The following is a 14,668-nucleotide window of genomic DNA, read 5'->3' on the forward strand; positions in this document are numbered from 1 at the left end:
TATGAAGCGCGGCATCAGGATGTTGGCCAGCGCCGCGATCGCGGTAGGGTTGTTGGCGGGGTGCGGTGGCGCGCGTTACCGGGATGTGGCGGCGAACATTCCGATCATGGTGCCGGATACCGGCCGGATTTACTTCTACCAGCCGCCGGCGCCGGGCAGCGTGCTGTCGAGCCAACCTTACCTGCGGGTCAACGGCGCCAAGGTGGGGCGTTCCAAGCCGGGCAGTTTCTTTTTCATCAACCGTCCGCCCGGTACCTATCGCGTCGACACGATGCGCGAGAACGAATTCGTGACCTTCGACCTGGCGCCGGGGCAGACGCGCTACGTGCGCCTGAGTATCGAGGGCGTCGGCGGCAATTCGTCCAGCGTCGGCACCCAGGTCATGCGCATGGAAGACTCGGAGACGCTGGCGCAGCAGGAAATGGCGCCCCTGAAGTACTGGGGCGCCGGCTCGCGCGAACGCGTGAAGCTGCGTCGCTGACCGCCGCGCGCGGCCGGATTTGCGGGTCAGGGCGCGCCAACGGCGCGCCCTGATCGTTTTCAGCCCCGATCCAGGCCCACTTCCTGCAGCACCGTGGTCGAGATTTCCTCGATCGACTTGGTGGTGGTGGACAGCCAGGAGATACCCTCGCGGCGCATCATGCGTTCGGCCTCGGCCACTTCGTAACGGCACTGCTCCAGCTGCGCGTAGCGGCTGTTGGGACGGCGTTCGTTGCGCACCTCGGCCAGGCGCTCGGGCTGGATCGACAGGCCGAACAGCTTGGCGCGGTGCGGCGCGATGGTCGAGGGCAGGGTGCCGCGCTCGAAATCGTCCGGCGTCAGGGGGAAGTTGGCGGCCTTGATGGCGTACTGCATGGCCAGGTACAGGCTGGTCGGGGTCTTGCCGCAGCGCGACACGCCCACCAGGATGACGTCGGCCTGGTCGAGCTGGTTGACGAACTGGCCGTCGTCGTGCGCCAGGCTGAAGTTGATGGCGTCGATCCGGTTGCGGTACTTTTCGGAATTGGCCTGCATGTGCGAGCGGCCGATGGAATGGCTGGATTTGAGCCCCAGCGCCTGCTCGATGTGGCTGACGAAGGTGCCGAACAGGTCCAGGAAAATTCCGTTCGCCTGGCGAACACGCGCCAGAATGTCAGGATTGACCAGGGTGCTGAAGACGATTGGCGGAACGCCGGCTTCCTGGGCGCTGCGGTCGATGCGCATGGCCACTTCGGCGGCTTTTTCCAGCGTGTCGACAAACGGCAGCCGCACGGGCTTGAAATCGACTTCCTCGAACTGGGAAAGCACCGACTGGCTGAAGGTTTCCGCAGTGATGCCGGTACTGTCGGAAACGATGTATACCGTGCGTACGATCGGGGTAGATGTCATATGTAAAAATTCCAACCAGGCGGATGGCCGGATGTGCTCCTCCGAGTACAATCAGGCCCCTATAAGTCACCCCAAGGGCGGTCCAAGGCCAGTTTGGTCAGCGCAGGCGGATCGGCGAAATCCAGGCGGTAGCTGGCGTCGAATCTGCATTGACCAAACTCGCTTTCATTCCATTGTAAAAGGTGACTTCAATGTCGTATGTTGTTTTGTTCGAGCAGCTCCGCATGACGGACGTGGACTCGGTAGGAGGCAAGAACGCATCATTAGGCGAAATGATCAGCCAGCTGTCTGGCGCGGGTGTCCGCGTGCCGGGCGGCTTTGCCACGACCGCTGACGCCTTTCGCGACTTTCTCAAGGCCTCGGGCCTGGACAAGCGCATCGCCGAGCGCCTGACCACGCTGAACCCCGAAGACGTGCGCGAGCTGGCCAACGCCGGCGCGCAGATCCGCCAATGGATCGTCGAAGCGCCGTTCTCGGCCGAATTCGAAGCCCAGATCCGCGACGCCTTCGCCAAGCTCGACGCCGATGGCAAGGGCTCGTTCGCGGTGCGTTCGTCCGCCACCGCCGAAGACCTGCCCGACGCCTCGTTCGCCGGCCAGCAGGAGACCTTCCTGAACGTCGTCGGCATCGACGACGTGCTGGACAAGATCCGCCACGTGTTCGCCTCGCTCTACAACGACCGCGCCATCTCCTACCGCGTGCACAAGGGCTATGCCCACGCCGATGTGGCCCTGTCGGCCGGCATCCAGCGCATGGTGCGTTCGGACAAGGGCAGCGCCGGCGTGATGTTCACCATCGACACCGAATCGGGCTTCCAGGACGTGGTGTTCATCACCTCGTCGTACGGCCTGGGCGAAACGGTGGTGCAGGGCGCCGTCAACCCCGACGAGTTCTATGTCTTCAAGCCCACGCTGGCCCAGGGCCATTTCCCCATCGTCGGCCGCCGCATCGGTTCCAAGCTGATCAAGATGGAATTCGACCCCGAGCGTCCGGAAGGCCGCGCCGTGCGCACGGTCGACGTGCCGGTGTCCGAGCGCAACCGCTACTCGCTGACCGACGACGAGGTCAATGAGCTGGCGCGCTACGCCGTCATCATCGAGAAGCACTACGGCCGTCCGATGGACATCGAGTGGGGCCGCGACGGCGTCGACGGCAAGATCTACATCCTGCAGGCGCGCCCGGAAACGGTGAAGTCGCAGCAGGGCGCCAACGACGTGCAGCAGCGCTATCGCCTGAAGGCCACCGGCCAGGTCCTGATCACCGGCCGCGCCATTGGCCAGAAGATCGGCTCGGGCCCGGTGCGCGTGGTGGGCGACATCTCCGACATGGACAAGGTGCAGCCCGGCGACGTGCTGGTCACCGACATGACCGACCCCAACTGGGAACCCGTCATGAAGCGCGCCTCGGCGATCGTGACCAACCGTGGCGGCCGTACCTGCCACGCGGCCATCATCGCGCGCGAACTCGGCATTCCGGCCGTGGTGGGTTGCGGCAACGCCACCGACCTGCTCAAGGAAGGCCAGGCCGTGACCGTGTCGTGCGCCGAGGGCGACGAAGGCCGCATCTATGACGGCCTGATCGAGACCGAGGTCGAGGAAGTGCGCCGTGGCGAGATGCCCGCCATCGACCTGAAGATCATGATGAACGTGGGCAACCCCCAGCTGGCGTTCGACTTCGCCCAGATCCCCAACGGCGGCGTCGGCCTGGCGCGCCTGGAATTCATCATCAACAACAACATCGGCATCCACCCGAAGGCGGTGCTGGACTACCCGAACGTCGACGGCGAGCTGAAGAAGGCCGTGGAATCGGCCGCCCGCGGCCATGCCAGCCCGCGCGCCTTCTTCGTCGAGAAAATGGCCGAAGGCGTGGCCACCATCGCGGCGGCCTTCTACCCGAAGCCCGTGATCGTGCGCATGTCGGACTTCAAGTCCAACGAGTACCGCAAGCTGGTCGGCGGTTCGCGCTACGAGCCCGAGGAAGAGAACCCCATGCTGGGCTTCCGCGGCGCCTCGCGCTACATCGCCGACGACTTCGCCGAGTGCTTCCGCATGGAATGCGAAGCGCTCAAGAAGGTGCGCGATGAAATGGGCCTGACCAACGTCGAAATCATGGTGCCGTTCGTGCGCACCCTGGGCCAGGCGGAAAAGGTGGTCAACCTGCTCGCCAAGCACGGCCTGGCGCGCGGCGAGAACGGCCTGAAGCTGATCATGATGTGCGAAGTGCCGTCCAACGCCATCCTGGCCGACGAGTTCCTGCAGTACTTCGACGGCTTCTCGATCGGTTCGAACGACATGACCCAGCTGACCCTGGGCCTGGACCGCGACTCCGGCATGGAACTGCTGGCGGCCGATTTCGACGAACGCGACGACGCCGTGAAGTTCATGCTGCGCCGCGCGATCAAGGCCTGCCTGGCGGCCAACAAGTACGTCGGCATCTGCGGCCAGGGCCCCAGCGATCATCCGGATTTCGCGCAGTGGCTCAAGGACGAAGGCATCCTGTCGATGTCGCTGAACCCGGACACCGTGGTCGACACCTGGCAGCGCCTGGCGAAGCAGTAAGTCGCCCGCGTCCATGCAAAAAGCCCGCGCCAGGGATGGCGCGGGCTTTTTTTTCGGGCCGCCACGATGGCGGCGGGGAGGCGGGGCGCGGCGGGCCTGGAGGCGGTGTCAGGCCGCCTTGGCCTCGCGCTCGATCAGTTCGCGCTTGCGTTCGATGCCCCAGCGGTAGCCGGCCAGCGAGCCGTCGGTGCGCACCACGCGGTGGCAGGGGATCGCCAGGGCGATGTTGTTGGTGGCGCAGGCGCGCGCCACCGCGCGCACCGAGCGGGGCGAGCCGATGCGTTCGGCGATGTCGGTGTAGGTGGCGGTGGTGCCGACGGGGATCTCGCGCAGCGCTTCCCAGACGCGGCGCTGGAACGCGGTGCCGCGCACGTCCAGTGGCAGGTGCAGGCCCACCGACGGGTTTTCGACGAAACCGACCACCGCGGCCATCCATTGCTCGAATTCGCGGTCGGCGCCGATCAGTCTGGCGGCCTTGAAGCGGTCCTGAAGGTTGCGCACCAGCTGTTCGGGATCCTCGTGCAATGCGATTTCGCAGATGCCGGTGTCGCTGGCCGCGACCAGCAGCGCGCCGAGCGCGCACTGGCCCACGGCGAAGCGGATCTCGACGCCTTCGCCGTCCTTGCGGAAGGCGGTGGGCGTCATGCCGAGGATGGCGGGGGCGGCTTCGTAGAAGCGGCCACTGGAATTGAAGCCGGCGCCGTACATGGCGTCGGTGACGCTGGCGCTCTGGCGCAACTGCTGGCGGGCGCGGTCGGCCCGCAACGCGTTGGCGTAGGCCTTGGGCGTGATGCCGGTGGCCGCTTTGAAGATGCGGTGGAAGTGGAAGCGGCTCATGCCGGCCTGTTCGGCCAGGGTGTTCAGGTCGGGCGGCTGTTCGGCCTCCAGCGCCCGGCAGGCGCGTTCGACGGCGGCGGTGTGCTGTTTGCTCAAGGGGGCGGCGTGGGTCATGTCTGGCTCCTGGGGCGCGCAGGTTCGCGCGCTTTCGGCAATGTTCTCAGGGACCGGCCGCCGCCGCACTCCGGTTTTTGCCCGGCGTGCGCCTCAGGCGGGCGCGTAGGCGTCCAGGAAGCGCCGCACCAGGTCGCCGGACACCGGGGTGGCGCGCACGTTGGCCGACAGGCCCGGCACGTCGAGGTTTTCGGCGGCATAGCGGCGGCCGAAGCGCTCCAGGTGGGCGCGCACGAAATCCGGGCCGAATTCGGGGTGGAACTGGGTCGAGAAAATATTGCGGCCGATGCGGATCATCTGGTGCGCGTCGAGGTCGGAACGCGCCAGCACGGCGGCGCCGGGCGGCGGCTGCAGCACGGTCTGCGCGTGCAGCATCTGGGCCGGGAAGGTGGGTGGCAGGCCGGCCAGCAGCTTGTCGCCGGCGGCCGCGGGCAGCAGTTCGACCGTCTGGGTGCCGACTTCGCGGCCGGCGGGGTTGTAGCCGACCTTGCCACCCATGGCATGGGCCAGCAGCTGGTGGCCGTAGCAGATGCCGAACATGGGCAGGCCCGCGGCGGCGGCCTCGCGCAGCCAGGCGGCGGTGTCTTCGCTCCAGGGTTCCAGGTCGGTGACCATGGCCGGGGAACCGGTGATCAGGGCGGCGCGGTATTGGTCCGGGGCGCGCGGACGCTGGCCCGCGTGCACCGCGACGACTTCGAGGTCGTCCGGCGCCAGGCCCGAGGCCCGCGCCAGTTGTTCGGCATAGCCGCCGAACTGGCTCTTGAGCGTGTCGTCCGGGTCTCCTGTGTGCAGGATGAGGACGGGACGGGCGGGGGGTATTGCAGCGGTCATGGGGTATGTGCGTTGAAAATGCAGGGCGCCGCGACCGGGTCGGACGGGATGCCAGGGCACATCATAATCCAGGGCGATTGTCCGAGGCGCAGGCCGGGTGTCACCGCTGCGGCATGGAAATACGTACAATCCGCTGACCGACTCATCCTTTCAGGTAAAACTCAACTATGTGGATCTGGCTTGGACTTGCCGCGCTGGCGCTCATCGGCGAACTGGCGACGGGAACGTTCTATCTGCTGTTGGTGGCGCTCGGCCTGGCCGCCGGCGGCATCGCCGCGTGGTTGCTGGCGGGCCTGGAGTGGCAACTGGTCGCTTGCGGCGCGGTGCTGCTGCTGGGCCTGCTGGTCCTGCGCAAGACGCGCGTGCTGAAAAAACGCGAGGTCGATGCGGCCAGCAATGCCGACGTCAACCTGGACATCGGCCAGACGGTCAACGTCGAGGCCTGGGCCGACAACGGCACGGCACGCGTCTGGTACCGCGGCGCGCACTGGCAGGCCGAGCTGGCGGCCGGTCAGCCGGCCCATGGCGGCGAACACACGATTACCGAACTGCGCGGCACGCGCCTGGTCCTGACGCCCAAGGGCGGCGCGGCCGGCGTTCCGCGCTGACAAAAGGGGAAGCGGACTTCGCATTCCCCGCGCAGGACCCGGCCCGGTGGTACGCGGGCCGGCCGCAGCAGGCGCCCTGGCTCTCGCGGGCAGGCGCGTCACCGCATTCACCCAGAAGAGGCACTACACCATGATGGACACTTCCACTATCGTCCTGCTCGTCATCGTCGCGCTGGCGATCCTGATCGTCATCAAGGCGATCGCCATCGTTCCCCAGCAGCACGCCTGGGTGGTCGAGCGGCTGGGCAAGTTCGACCGCGTGCTGTCGCCGGGCGCCGGTTTCGTGATCCCGTTCATCGAGCGCGTGTCGTACAAGCATTCGCTCAAGGAAATCCCGCTGGACGTGCCGAGCCAGGTCTGCATCACGCGCGACAACACCCAGTTGCAGGTGGACGGCGTGCTGTACTTCCAGGTGACCGACCCGATGCGCGCGTCCTACGGTTCGTCCAACTACATTTCGGCCATCACGCAGCTGGCGCAGACCACGCTGCGCTCGGTGATCGGCAAGATGGAACTGGACCGCACCTTCGAGGAACGCGACGCCATCAACAGCACCATCGTGTCGTCGCTGGATGAGGCGGCGCTGAACTGGGGCGTGAAGGTGCTGCGCTACGAAATCAAGGACCTGACGCCGCCCAACGAGATCCTGCGCTCGATGCAGGCGCAGATCACCGCCGAACGCGAGAAGCGCGCGCTGATCGCGGCTTCGGAAGGCCGCCGCCAGGAGCAGATCAACATCGCCACGGGCGAACGTGAAGCCGCCATCGCCCGCTCCGAAGGCGAGAAGCAGGCGCAGATCAACCAGGCCCAGGGCGAGGCCGCGGCGGTGCTGGCGATCGCCGAGGCCACCGCCAAGGCCATCACCCAGGTGGCCGACGCGGTGCGCCAGCCGGGCGGCATGGAAGCGGTCAACCTGAAGGTGGCCGAGCGCTACGTGGAGGCCTTCGGCAACGTGGCCAAGGAAGGCAACACGCTGATCCTGCCGGCCAACCTGTCGGATGTGGGCGGCATGATCGCCTCGGCCATGACCATCGTCAAATCCACCCGCAACAGCTGAACCGCGCGCCGCAAGGCGCACCGCCCATGATCGCTCCCGTGCATTTGCTGTCGATCGCAGTACTGACGGGAGTGCTGTCGCTGTGCGTGCTGGGGTCACTGGCGCGCAGTGGCATGGCCGGCATCCGCGAGACCATACGCGCCAACCTGCTCACGCTGTTGGCGTTTTTTCTGTTCGGGCTGCAGGCCACCGAGGCGCCGCGCTGGGCTTCGATCCTCCTGCCTAACATGCTGATCAGCCTGGCGTTGTGCGCCTATTACACGGGCGTGCGGCGCCTGCTGGGGCAACGGGTGCCGAGGCGCCTGATGGGCGTGGCATGCGCCGCGGCCTGGCTGGCGCTGGTGGGATACACCTACCTGGACAGCCAGGTGGCGCCGCGCATCGTCGCCATGTCGACGTTGCAGATGGGCTTCATGTTTGCCGTGGCGGTGGCGGTGGCGCGCGGTGTGCCGGCCAACCGCTCACGCTACAGCTATTACTTCGTCTGGTCGGTGGCGATGATCTCGGGCCTGACCTGCGCGTTGCGTTCGATACTGTTCGCGACGGGCGTGGCGCAGGCCGACTTCCTGTTGCAGCCGACCACCTGGAACATCGTGTTCATGACACTGGGCGTGCTGGCGATGCCGTGCCTGACGCTGGGCACCATCATGATCATCCACGACCGTATGCTGGCCGATCGCGAGCACGAGGCCAGCACTGACTTCCTGACCGGGCTGATGTCGCGCAAGGCGTGGTGGCTGCAGGCCGAACGCTATTGCGCCCAGGCGCTGCGCACGCGGCGGCCGCTGTCGCTGCTGTTGCTGGACATCGATCATTTCAAGCGCATCAACGACACCCACGGGCACGCCGCCGGCGACGCCGTGCTGCGCCATTTCGGCCTGCTGGCAACGGCCACGCTGCGCACCGGCGATCACCTGGGCCGGGTGGGGGGCGAGGAATTCAGCGTGCTGTTCGCCGACATGCGCAGCGACGCGGTGCTGGAGGTGGCGCAACGGCTGCTGGATTCGGTGCGGCGCACGCCCTGCGCCCACGGCGGCAGTACCATTGCGTATACCTTCAGTGCCGGGGTGGTGGACTGGTTGCCGGGCGAGAACCTGCAGGCGTTCTTCGAGCGCGCCGACCGCATGCTGTACGCGGCCAAGCAGGCCGGACGCAATCGCGTGCTGGGGCCGGGCATGCACCAGGCCGAGCGCGCGCCGCTGCCGGTGGCCGCCTGACCTGGCGTTGCGCCCGGCGGGGCGGCGTGGCGATACGGTTCAGCTGTCCTTGCGCGAGGCGCGCGTATCGTGCTTCATGATGCGTTCTTTCTCGCGTTGCCAGTCTTTCTCGCGCGCCGTGTCGCGCTTGTCGAACAGCTTCTTGCCGCGCCCCAGCGCGAAATCCAGCTTGATGCGGCCGTTCTTGTAGTGCAGGTTGAGCGGCACCAGCGTGTAGCCGCGCTGCTCGACCTTGCCGATCAGCTTGCTGATTTCCTCGGCCTTGAGCAGCAGCTTGCGCGTGCGCATGGCGTCGGGGTGGATGTGGGTGGAAGCGGTGGGCAGGGGGCTGACGTGCATGCCCAGCAGGAACAGTTCGCCATCGCGCACGATGACGTAGCTTTCCTTGAGCTGCACGCGGCCGTCGCGGATCGCCTTGACCTCCCAGCCTTGGAGAACTAGGCCGGCTTCGTAGCGGTCTTCGATGAAGTAGTCGTGCGTGGCCTTGCGGTTATCGATAATGCTCATCTTGTGGGGCCCAATATGCCCGTTTGTTCTTCGTTTGTGCTCGTTTGCGCCCCGGATGGCGCGGTGCCGGTAAAATCCTATCATTCTAGCCATTTGCGATAGTCGATGCACAAAGTACAGCGATCCGTCCTGGTGCCCTACAGCGCCGCCCAGATGTTCGACCTGGTGGCCGACGTGGAGAAGTACCCCGAGTTCATGCCGTGGTGCGGCGGCGCCGAGGTGCAGACGCGCGACGAGCACGGCATGCAGGCGTCCATCCTGATCAGCTTCGCGGGCATGAAGCAGCGCTTCACCACGCGCAACCGGCATGTCTACCCCGACCGCATCGACCTGGAACTGGTCGACGGGCCTTTTTCCAGCCTGGTGGGGCACTGGGAGTTCCAGCCACTGGCCGAGGACGCCTGCAAGGTGCTGTTCACCATGGAATACGCGTTCTCCAACCGGGCGCTGGAAATGGTGGTGGGGCCGGTGTTCAACCGCATTGCCACCAGTTTCATCGATTCCTTCACCAAGCGCGCGCAGGCCAAGTATGGGGAATGAGGCGTGCGCGGACGGGCGGATCGCGGTATCGGTCTGCTATGCCTTGCCAGCCCAGGTCTGGCTGCGCGAACTGCGCTTGCCGGCGGGCGCGACGGTGGCCGACGCCCTGCGCGAGAGCGGCTTTGCCCAGGCCTTCCCGGTGGTCCAGCCCTGGGAGCGGGGCGTGGGCGTGTTCGGCCGCGTGGTCGAGGCCGGCACGCCGCTGCGTGACGGCGACCGGGTCGAGATCTATCGCGGGCTGAGCTTCGATCCCAAGGAATCGCGCCGCCGCCGTGCCGAGCATCGCCGCGCCAGGACCGCCCGCAACGGGCGAGTGCGTCCGGCCGGGCTGCTGTAGCCGGCGCGACGGGGCGGCCGTGCCCGGCGGCGGCAGGTCGACGCCGCCACATTGTCATCAATAGGACAAATCGCGCCGGCGCTTCCGGCGTAAGATTGACTGCGCCGCACACTTACGTTTACGTCAACGTCATGTCAAAATGGCCTGGCTGGCGTTCACGAGACGGCAGCAACGCCAACAGACAATACCGATTACATCAGGAGACAGGCTGTGGACTTGGAACTGACCGACGAGCAGCGCGCGTTCGCGCAGGCCGCGCGCGACTATGCCGAAGGCGAGCTGGCGCCGCACGCGGCACACTGGGACGCCGAGGGCATCTTCCCCAAGGAGGCGTTCGCGCGCGCCGGCGAGATGGGCTTCTGCGCCATCTACGCCAGCGAGGACATCGGCGGCCTGGGGCTGCCGCGCCTGGACGCCACCCTGGTGTTCGAGGAAATGGCCGCCGTCGATCCCTCGACCACCGCGTTCCTGACGATCCACAACATGGCCACCTGGATGGTCGGCAAGTGGGGCCAGCCGGCCCTGCGCGAGACCTGGGGGCCGCTGCTGGCCAGCGGCCAGAAGCTGGCCTCGTACTGCCTGACCGAACCGGGCGCCGGCTCCGACGCCGCCTCGCTCTCGACCCGGGCGCAGCGCCAGGGCGACCACTACGTGCTCAACGGCGCCAAGGCCTTCATCTCGGGCGGCGGCGACACCGACCTGCTGGTGGTGATGGCGCGCAGCGGCGGCGAGGGCGCGGGCGGCATCAGCGCCTTTGCCGTCCCGGCCGACAGCGAGGGCATCAGCTACGGCCGCAAGGAAGAGAAGATGGGCTGGAACAGCCAGTCCACCCGCCCGATCGTGTTCGAGAACGTGCGCGTGCCGGCCGGCAACCTGCTGGGTGAAGAAGGTGAGGGCTTCAAGATCGCCATGAAGGGCCTGGACGGCGGCCGCATCAACATCGGCACCTGCTCGGTCGGCGCGGCCCAGGGCGCGCTGGATGCGGCCCGCCGCTACATGGACGAGCGGCGCCAGTTCAATCGCCGCCTGGCGGAATTCCAGGCGCTGCAGTTCAAGCTGGCGGACATGGCCACCCACCTGGTGGCGGCGCGCCAGATGGTGCGGTTGGCGGCCTGCAAGCTGGATGCGGGCGCACCCGACGCGGCCACCTACTGCGCCATGGCCAAGCGCTTCGCCACCGACATGGGCTTCCAGGTCTGCCTGGACGCGCAGCAGATCCATGGCGGCTACGGATACCTGCGGGACTATCCCTTGGAGCGTCTGGTGCGCGATACTCGCGTACATCAGATTCTGGAGGGGACCAACGAGATCATGCGCGTGATCATCGCCCGCCAATTGTTGGAAAAAGGAGCCGACATAAGATGAATGCACCGGTGCTGTTCGAAGAAAGGGCCGCCGCCAATGGAATGCGCTTCGGGATCGCGACGCTGAATTCGCCGCAGACCCTGAATGGCCTGTCGCTGGAGATGGTCGACCTGCTGGCCGAGCGCCTGGACGCCTGGGCGCGTGACCCGGGCCTGGCGCTGGTGGTGCTGCAGGGCGCCGGCGAAAAGGCCTTCTGCGCCGGCGGGGACCTGCACGGCCTGTACCGCAGCATGACCGAGAACGCCGGCAAGGGCGCCTGGGGCAATGCCTACGCGCGCCGCTTCTTCGAACACGAATACCGCCTGGACTACCGCATCCACAGCTACCCCAAGCCGGTGCTGTGCTGGGGCCATGGCATCGTCATGGGCGGCGGCATCGGTCTGATGATGGGCGCCAGCCACCGCGTGGTCAGCGAGACCTCGCGGCTGGCGATGCCGGAGGTCTCCATCGGCCTGTTCCCGGACGTGGGCGGCAGTTGGCTGCTGAACCGCATGCCGGGCCGCACTGGCGTGTTCCTGGCGCTGACGGGCGCGCAGATCAACACCGCCGACGCGTTCTTCGCCGGGCTGGCGGATTTCCGCCTGAACCACGAAGACTGGCCCAAGCTGCTGGCCTCGCTCGAAGAGCAACCCTGGGCCGGCCAGGCCAGCGGCGGCGCCGAGGACGCGATTCCACCGCGTTCGATCAACGACGGCCTGCTGCGCCGGGCCCTGACTGCGCTGGAGCCGCAGGCGCCGCTGGAAGGCGGCAACCTGCGCCAGCATTCGTTCCTGATCAACAGCCTGTGCAGCGGCAACCGCCTGGACGAGATCTACGAGGAACTGGCCGGCCTGAAGGACCACGCCGATCCGTGGCTGGCGCGCGCCGCCAGCACCATGCTGGCCGGCTCGCCCGGCTCGCTGCGGCTGTCGTTCGCGCTGCAGCAGCGCATGCGGCTGCGGTCGCTGGACGACGTGTTCCGCGCCGAATACATCGCCGCGCTGCATTGCACCGCGCATGGCGATTTCGCCGAGGGCATCCGCGCGCTGCTGATCGACAAGGACAAGACGCCGCGCTGGAACCCCGCGGTGCTGGACATGGCCACCGAGGCCTGGGTGCAGAAGTTCTTCGACGAGCCCTGGCCCGAAGGCCAGCCGCATCCGCTGGACGACCTGGGCAAGGAAGGCCGCTGACGCCCGCCGCGGAGCGGGCCGGCATCGCGTCGCATCACTGATTTCATACCTACAGCAATAGCAACAGGAGACAGGACATCATGAGCAGTATCGCGTTTATCGGTTTGGGCAACATGGGCGCGCCCATGGCATTGAATCTGGTCAAGGCCGGCCACAGCCTGACGGTGTTCGACCTGGTGCCGGCGGCGGTCAAGGTGCTGACCGACGCGGGCGCCAAGTCGGCGGCCTCGGCCGCCGAGGCGGTCAAGGGCGCCGAGGTGGTGATCTCGATGCTGCCGGCCAGCAAGCACGTCGAAGGCCTGTACCTGGACCAGGACCTGCTGGGCAAGATCCCGTCCAGCGCGCTGGTGATCGAGTGCAGCACCATCGCGCCGGACTCGGCCCGCAAGGTGGCCCAGGCGGCCGAGGTTCGCGGCATCGCCATGATCGACGCGCCGGTCTCGGGCGGCACCGGCGGCGCCGCCGCCGGCACGCTGACCTTCATCGTCGGCGGCCAGGCCGCGGCGCTGGAGCGCGCCCGCCCGGTGCTGGAGAAGATGGGCAAGAACATCTTCCACGCCGGCCCCGCGGGCGCCGGCCAGGTCGCCAAGATCTGCAACAACATGCTGCTCGGCATCCTCATGGCCGGCACTTCGGAGGCGCTGGCGCTGGGCGTGGCCAACGGCCTGGATCCCAAGGTGCTGTCGGACATCATCGCCAAGAGCTCGGGCCGCAACTGGGCCACCGAGCTGTACAACCCGTGGCCCGGCGTGATGGAGCATGCCCCGGCCTCCAAGGGCTATGCCGGCGGCTTCGGCGTCGACCTGATGCTCAAGGACCTGGGCCTGGCGGCCGAGGCGGCGCTGTCGGCGCGCGCCTCGATCCCGCTGGGCGAGCTGGCGCGCAACCTGTATTCGCTGCACAGCGCGGGCGGCTCGGGCCGGCTGGATTTCTCCAGCATCGTCAACCTGGTCAAGCGCGACCAGGACTGACATGGCCACGCCCGCCACTTGCGCCGATCCGGCCGGGCGGGTCCAGGCGAGCTTCGAGCGGCAGAGCATCATGCGGCTGCTCGGCGCCAGCCTGGACGTGGTCGAGCCGGGCAGGGTGGACATCGTGCTGCCGTACCGCGCCGACCTGTGCCAGCAGAACGGCTTCCTGCATGCCGGCATCTCCACCACCATTGCCGATTCGGCCGGCGGCTACGCCGCCTTCAGCCTGTTCCAGCCGGGCGAGGACGTGCTGACCTCGGAATTCAAGATGAACTTCCTGGCGCCGGCCAAGGGCGAGCGCTACGTGGCCAGCGGCCGCGTGGTCAAGCCGGGCAAGCGCCTGTCGATCTGCCAGGTCGAAGTGCATGCCTACGAGGGCGAACAGGCCACGCTTTGCGTGATAGGCTTGCTCACCGCGGTGCGCGTGACGCCGCGGTGAGCCGCTTGCGGCGGGGGCCGCCGCAAGCCTTGTCGCACCTTGATCGGGTCTACGGCAATGCCTTCCAAAGAACACCATCGGATTTTCCGCAGCAACTGGCTGCGCGCCGCCGTGCTGGGCGCCAACGACGGCATCGTGTCCACCGCCAGCCTCATCACCGGCGTGGCGGCCGCCCAGGCCTCGCACGAGGCGGTGCTGACCTCGGGCCTGGCCGGGCTGGTGGCCGGCGCGCTATCGATGGCGGCGGGCGAATACGTTTCGGTGCGGTCGCAATCGGATATCGAGGCCGCCGACCTGCGCATGGAGCAGCGCTCGCTCAAGCGCAATTCGGGCGAGGAACTGGAGGAACTGATCGAGATCTATGTTGAACGCGGCCTGTCGCGCGACCTGGCGGAACAGGTGGCGCGGCAGTTGACGCGCCACGACGCGCTCGATGCCCACGCGCGCGATGAGTTGGGCATTTCCCTGCACAATCGTGCCCGGCCGGTGCAGGCGGCGGTGGCGTCGGCGGCTTCCTTTGCCGGCGGCGCCGCGTTGCCGCTGGTAGTGGCCGCGCTGGTGCCGGGGGCGCCGTTGATCGGCTCGGTGATCGCCGCGTCGGTGGCCTGTCTGGCCTGTCTGGGGGCCCTGGCCGCCGGGGCCGGGGGAGCGCCCAAGGCGCCGGCGGCGCTGCGCGTGACCGTGCTCGGGGCGCTGGCGATGGCGGTGACCGCCGGCGTCGGCGCCCTGTTCGGCACCGTGGTCTGA

Annotated in this window: 16 protein-coding genes; 12 read left to right on the top strand and 4 right to left on the bottom strand. The window is 67.5% G+C overall.

Features of this window, described 5'->3' with window-relative positions; genetic code table 11:
- Position 1: 1 nt before the first annotated feature.
- A complete protein-coding gene (locus tag AC6CR5_RS03360) occupies positions 2-481 on the top strand; it encodes a DUF2846 domain-containing protein (RefSeq protein ID WP_047992739.1) in 480 nt (159 codons plus the stop codon).
- Between the two features lie 59 nt (positions 482-540).
- Here the strand turns inward: AC6CR5_RS03360 and ppsR are convergent, their stop codons facing one another.
- Positions 541-1,368, bottom strand: a complete 828-nt coding sequence (gene ppsR / locus AC6CR5_RS03365; RefSeq protein ID WP_006385184.1) for a posphoenolpyruvate synthetase regulatory kinase/phosphorylase PpsR — start codon at positions 1,366-1,368, stop codon at positions 541-543.
- A gap of 191 nt (positions 1,369-1,559) precedes the next feature.
- On the opposite strand from ppsR, the gene ppsA reads away from it, so the two are divergent.
- Positions 1,560-3,926 (top strand): phosphoenolpyruvate synthase, encoded by a 2,367-nt coding sequence (ppsA, locus tag AC6CR5_RS03370; protein WP_024068653.1) that lies wholly within the window; start codon positions 1,560-1,562, stop codon positions 3,924-3,926.
- A gap of 108 nt (positions 3,927-4,034) precedes the next feature.
- Here ppsA and AC6CR5_RS03375 read toward each other — a convergent pair whose 3' ends face one another.
- Positions 4,035-4,877 carry a bifunctional transcriptional activator/DNA repair enzyme AdaA gene (locus tag AC6CR5_RS03375; RefSeq protein WP_053074820.1) on the bottom strand — a complete coding sequence of 281 codons (843 nt, stop codon included), beginning with the start codon at positions 4,875-4,877 and terminating at the stop codon, positions 4,035-4,037.
- 93 nt (positions 4,878-4,970) lie between these two features.
- The gene (locus AC6CR5_RS03380) at positions 4,971-5,708 is read right to left on the bottom strand and encodes a glutamine amidotransferase (protein WP_006385181.1); all 738 of its coding nucleotides are present in this window, start codon (positions 5,706-5,708) and stop codon (positions 4,971-4,973) included.
- A 167-nt stretch (positions 5,709-5,875) separates the two neighbouring features.
- Here AC6CR5_RS03380 and AC6CR5_RS03385 point away from each other — a divergent pair, with 167 nt between their 5' ends.
- From AC6CR5_RS03385 to AC6CR5_RS03395, 3 genes are all read left to right on the top strand, one after another.
- On the top strand, positions 5,876-6,316 hold the full coding sequence (locus tag AC6CR5_RS03385; protein WP_026384637.1) for an NfeD family protein: 441 nt from the start codon (positions 5,876-5,878) through the stop codon (positions 6,314-6,316).
- A 130-nt stretch (positions 6,317-6,446) separates the two neighbouring features.
- On the top strand, positions 6,447-7,373 hold the full coding sequence (locus AC6CR5_RS03390) for an SPFH domain-containing protein (RefSeq protein ID WP_006385179.1): 927 nt from the start codon (positions 6,447-6,449) through the stop codon (positions 7,371-7,373).
- A 26-nt stretch (positions 7,374-7,399) separates the two neighbouring features.
- On the top strand, positions 7,400-8,590 hold the full coding sequence (locus AC6CR5_RS03395; protein WP_006385178.1) for a GGDEF domain-containing protein: 1,191 nt from the start codon (positions 7,400-7,402) through the stop codon (positions 8,588-8,590).
- A gap of 39 nt (positions 8,591-8,629) precedes the next feature.
- Here the strand turns inward: AC6CR5_RS03395 and smpB are convergent, their stop codons facing one another.
- Positions 8,630-9,097 (bottom strand): SsrA-binding protein SmpB, encoded by a 468-nt coding sequence (smpB, locus tag AC6CR5_RS03400; protein ID WP_006385177.1) that lies wholly within the window; start codon positions 9,095-9,097, stop codon positions 8,630-8,632.
- Between the two features lie 105 nt (positions 9,098-9,202).
- On the opposite strand from smpB, the gene AC6CR5_RS03405 reads away from it, so the two are divergent.
- The 7 genes from AC6CR5_RS03405 (at position 9,203) to AC6CR5_RS03435 (ending at position 14,668) form a co-directional block, all read left to right on the top strand.
- Positions 9,203-9,637: a type II toxin-antitoxin system RatA family toxin gene (locus tag AC6CR5_RS03405; RefSeq protein WP_006385176.1), complete on the top strand. Its 435-nt coding sequence runs from the start codon at positions 9,203-9,205 to the stop codon at positions 9,635-9,637.
- Complete coding sequence (locus AC6CR5_RS03410) at positions 9,627-9,974, top strand: RnfH family protein (protein ID WP_020927387.1); 348 nt, start codon at positions 9,627-9,629, stop codon at positions 9,972-9,974. The genes AC6CR5_RS03405 and AC6CR5_RS03410 overlap by 11 nt, the downstream gene beginning before the upstream one ends.
- A 210-nt stretch (positions 9,975-10,184) precedes the next feature.
- Complete coding sequence (locus AC6CR5_RS03415) at positions 10,185-11,339, top strand: acyl-CoA dehydrogenase family protein (RefSeq protein ID WP_020927388.1); 1,155 nt, start codon at positions 10,185-10,187, stop codon at positions 11,337-11,339.
- Positions 11,336-12,511: an enoyl-CoA hydratase/isomerase family protein gene (locus tag AC6CR5_RS03420; protein WP_020927389.1), complete on the top strand. Its 1,176-nt coding sequence runs from the start codon at positions 11,336-11,338 to the stop codon at positions 12,509-12,511. Before AC6CR5_RS03415 ends, AC6CR5_RS03420 begins: the two co-directional genes overlap by 4 nt.
- Positions 12,512-12,591: 80 nt before the next feature.
- Positions 12,592-13,482, top strand: coding sequence for a 3-hydroxyisobutyrate dehydrogenase (gene mmsB / locus AC6CR5_RS03425; protein WP_024068660.1), 891 nt, complete (start codon positions 12,592-12,594; stop codon positions 13,480-13,482).
- A 1-nt stretch (position 13,483) separates the two neighbouring features.
- Positions 13,484-13,921, top strand: coding sequence for a PaaI family thioesterase (locus AC6CR5_RS03430; protein WP_020927391.1), 438 nt, complete (start codon positions 13,484-13,486; stop codon positions 13,919-13,921).
- A 57-nt stretch (positions 13,922-13,978) separates the two neighbouring features.
- The gene (locus AC6CR5_RS03435) at positions 13,979-14,668 is read left to right on the top strand and encodes a VIT1/CCC1 transporter family protein (protein WP_020927392.1); all 690 of its coding nucleotides are present in this window, start codon (positions 13,979-13,981) and stop codon (positions 14,666-14,668) included.

It is taken from the genome of Achromobacter sp. EG18 (assembly GCF_059759395.1).

Excerpts from the sequence above, each read along its gene's own strand:
- AC6CR5_RS03360 (WP_047992739.1), top strand. The coding sequence starts at position 2 with ATGAAGCGCGGCATCAGGATGTTGGCCAGCGCCGCGATCGCGGTAGGG.
- ppsR (WP_006385184.1), bottom strand. The coding sequence starts at position 1,368 with ATGACATCTACCCCGATCGTACGCACGGTATACATCGTTTCCGACAGT.
- ppsA (WP_024068653.1), top strand. The coding sequence starts at position 1,560 with ATGTCGTATGTTGTTTTGTTCGAGCAGCTCCGCATGACGGACGTGGAC.
- AC6CR5_RS03375 (WP_053074820.1), bottom strand. The coding sequence starts at position 4,877 with ATGACCCACGCCGCCCCCTTGAGCAAACAGCACACCGCCGCCGTCGAA.
- AC6CR5_RS03380 (WP_006385181.1), bottom strand. The coding sequence starts at position 5,708 with ATGACCGCTGCAATACCCCCCGCCCGTCCCGTCCTCATCCTGCACACA.
- AC6CR5_RS03385 (WP_026384637.1), top strand. The coding sequence starts at position 5,876 with ATGTGGATCTGGCTTGGACTTGCCGCGCTGGCGCTCATCGGCGAACTG.
- AC6CR5_RS03390 (WP_006385179.1), top strand. The coding sequence starts at position 6,447 with ATGATGGACACTTCCACTATCGTCCTGCTCGTCATCGTCGCGCTGGCG.
- AC6CR5_RS03395 (WP_006385178.1), top strand. The coding sequence starts at position 7,400 with ATGATCGCTCCCGTGCATTTGCTGTCGATCGCAGTACTGACGGGAGTG.
- smpB (WP_006385177.1), bottom strand. The coding sequence starts at position 9,097 with ATGAGCATTATCGATAACCGCAAGGCCACGCACGACTACTTCATCGAA.
- AC6CR5_RS03405 (WP_006385176.1), top strand. The coding sequence starts at position 9,203 with ATGCACAAAGTACAGCGATCCGTCCTGGTGCCCTACAGCGCCGCCCAG.
- AC6CR5_RS03410 (WP_020927387.1), top strand. The coding sequence starts at position 9,627 with ATGGGGAATGAGGCGTGCGCGGACGGGCGGATCGCGGTATCGGTCTGC.
- AC6CR5_RS03420 (WP_020927389.1), top strand. The coding sequence starts at position 11,336 with ATGAATGCACCGGTGCTGTTCGAAGAAAGGGCCGCCGCCAATGGAATG.
- mmsB (WP_024068660.1), top strand. The coding sequence starts at position 12,592 with ATGAGCAGTATCGCGTTTATCGGTTTGGGCAACATGGGCGCGCCCATG.
- AC6CR5_RS03430 (WP_020927391.1), top strand. The coding sequence starts at position 13,484 with ATGGCCACGCCCGCCACTTGCGCCGATCCGGCCGGGCGGGTCCAGGCG.
- AC6CR5_RS03435 (WP_020927392.1), top strand. The coding sequence starts at position 13,979 with ATGCCTTCCAAAGAACACCATCGGATTTTCCGCAGCAACTGGCTGCGC.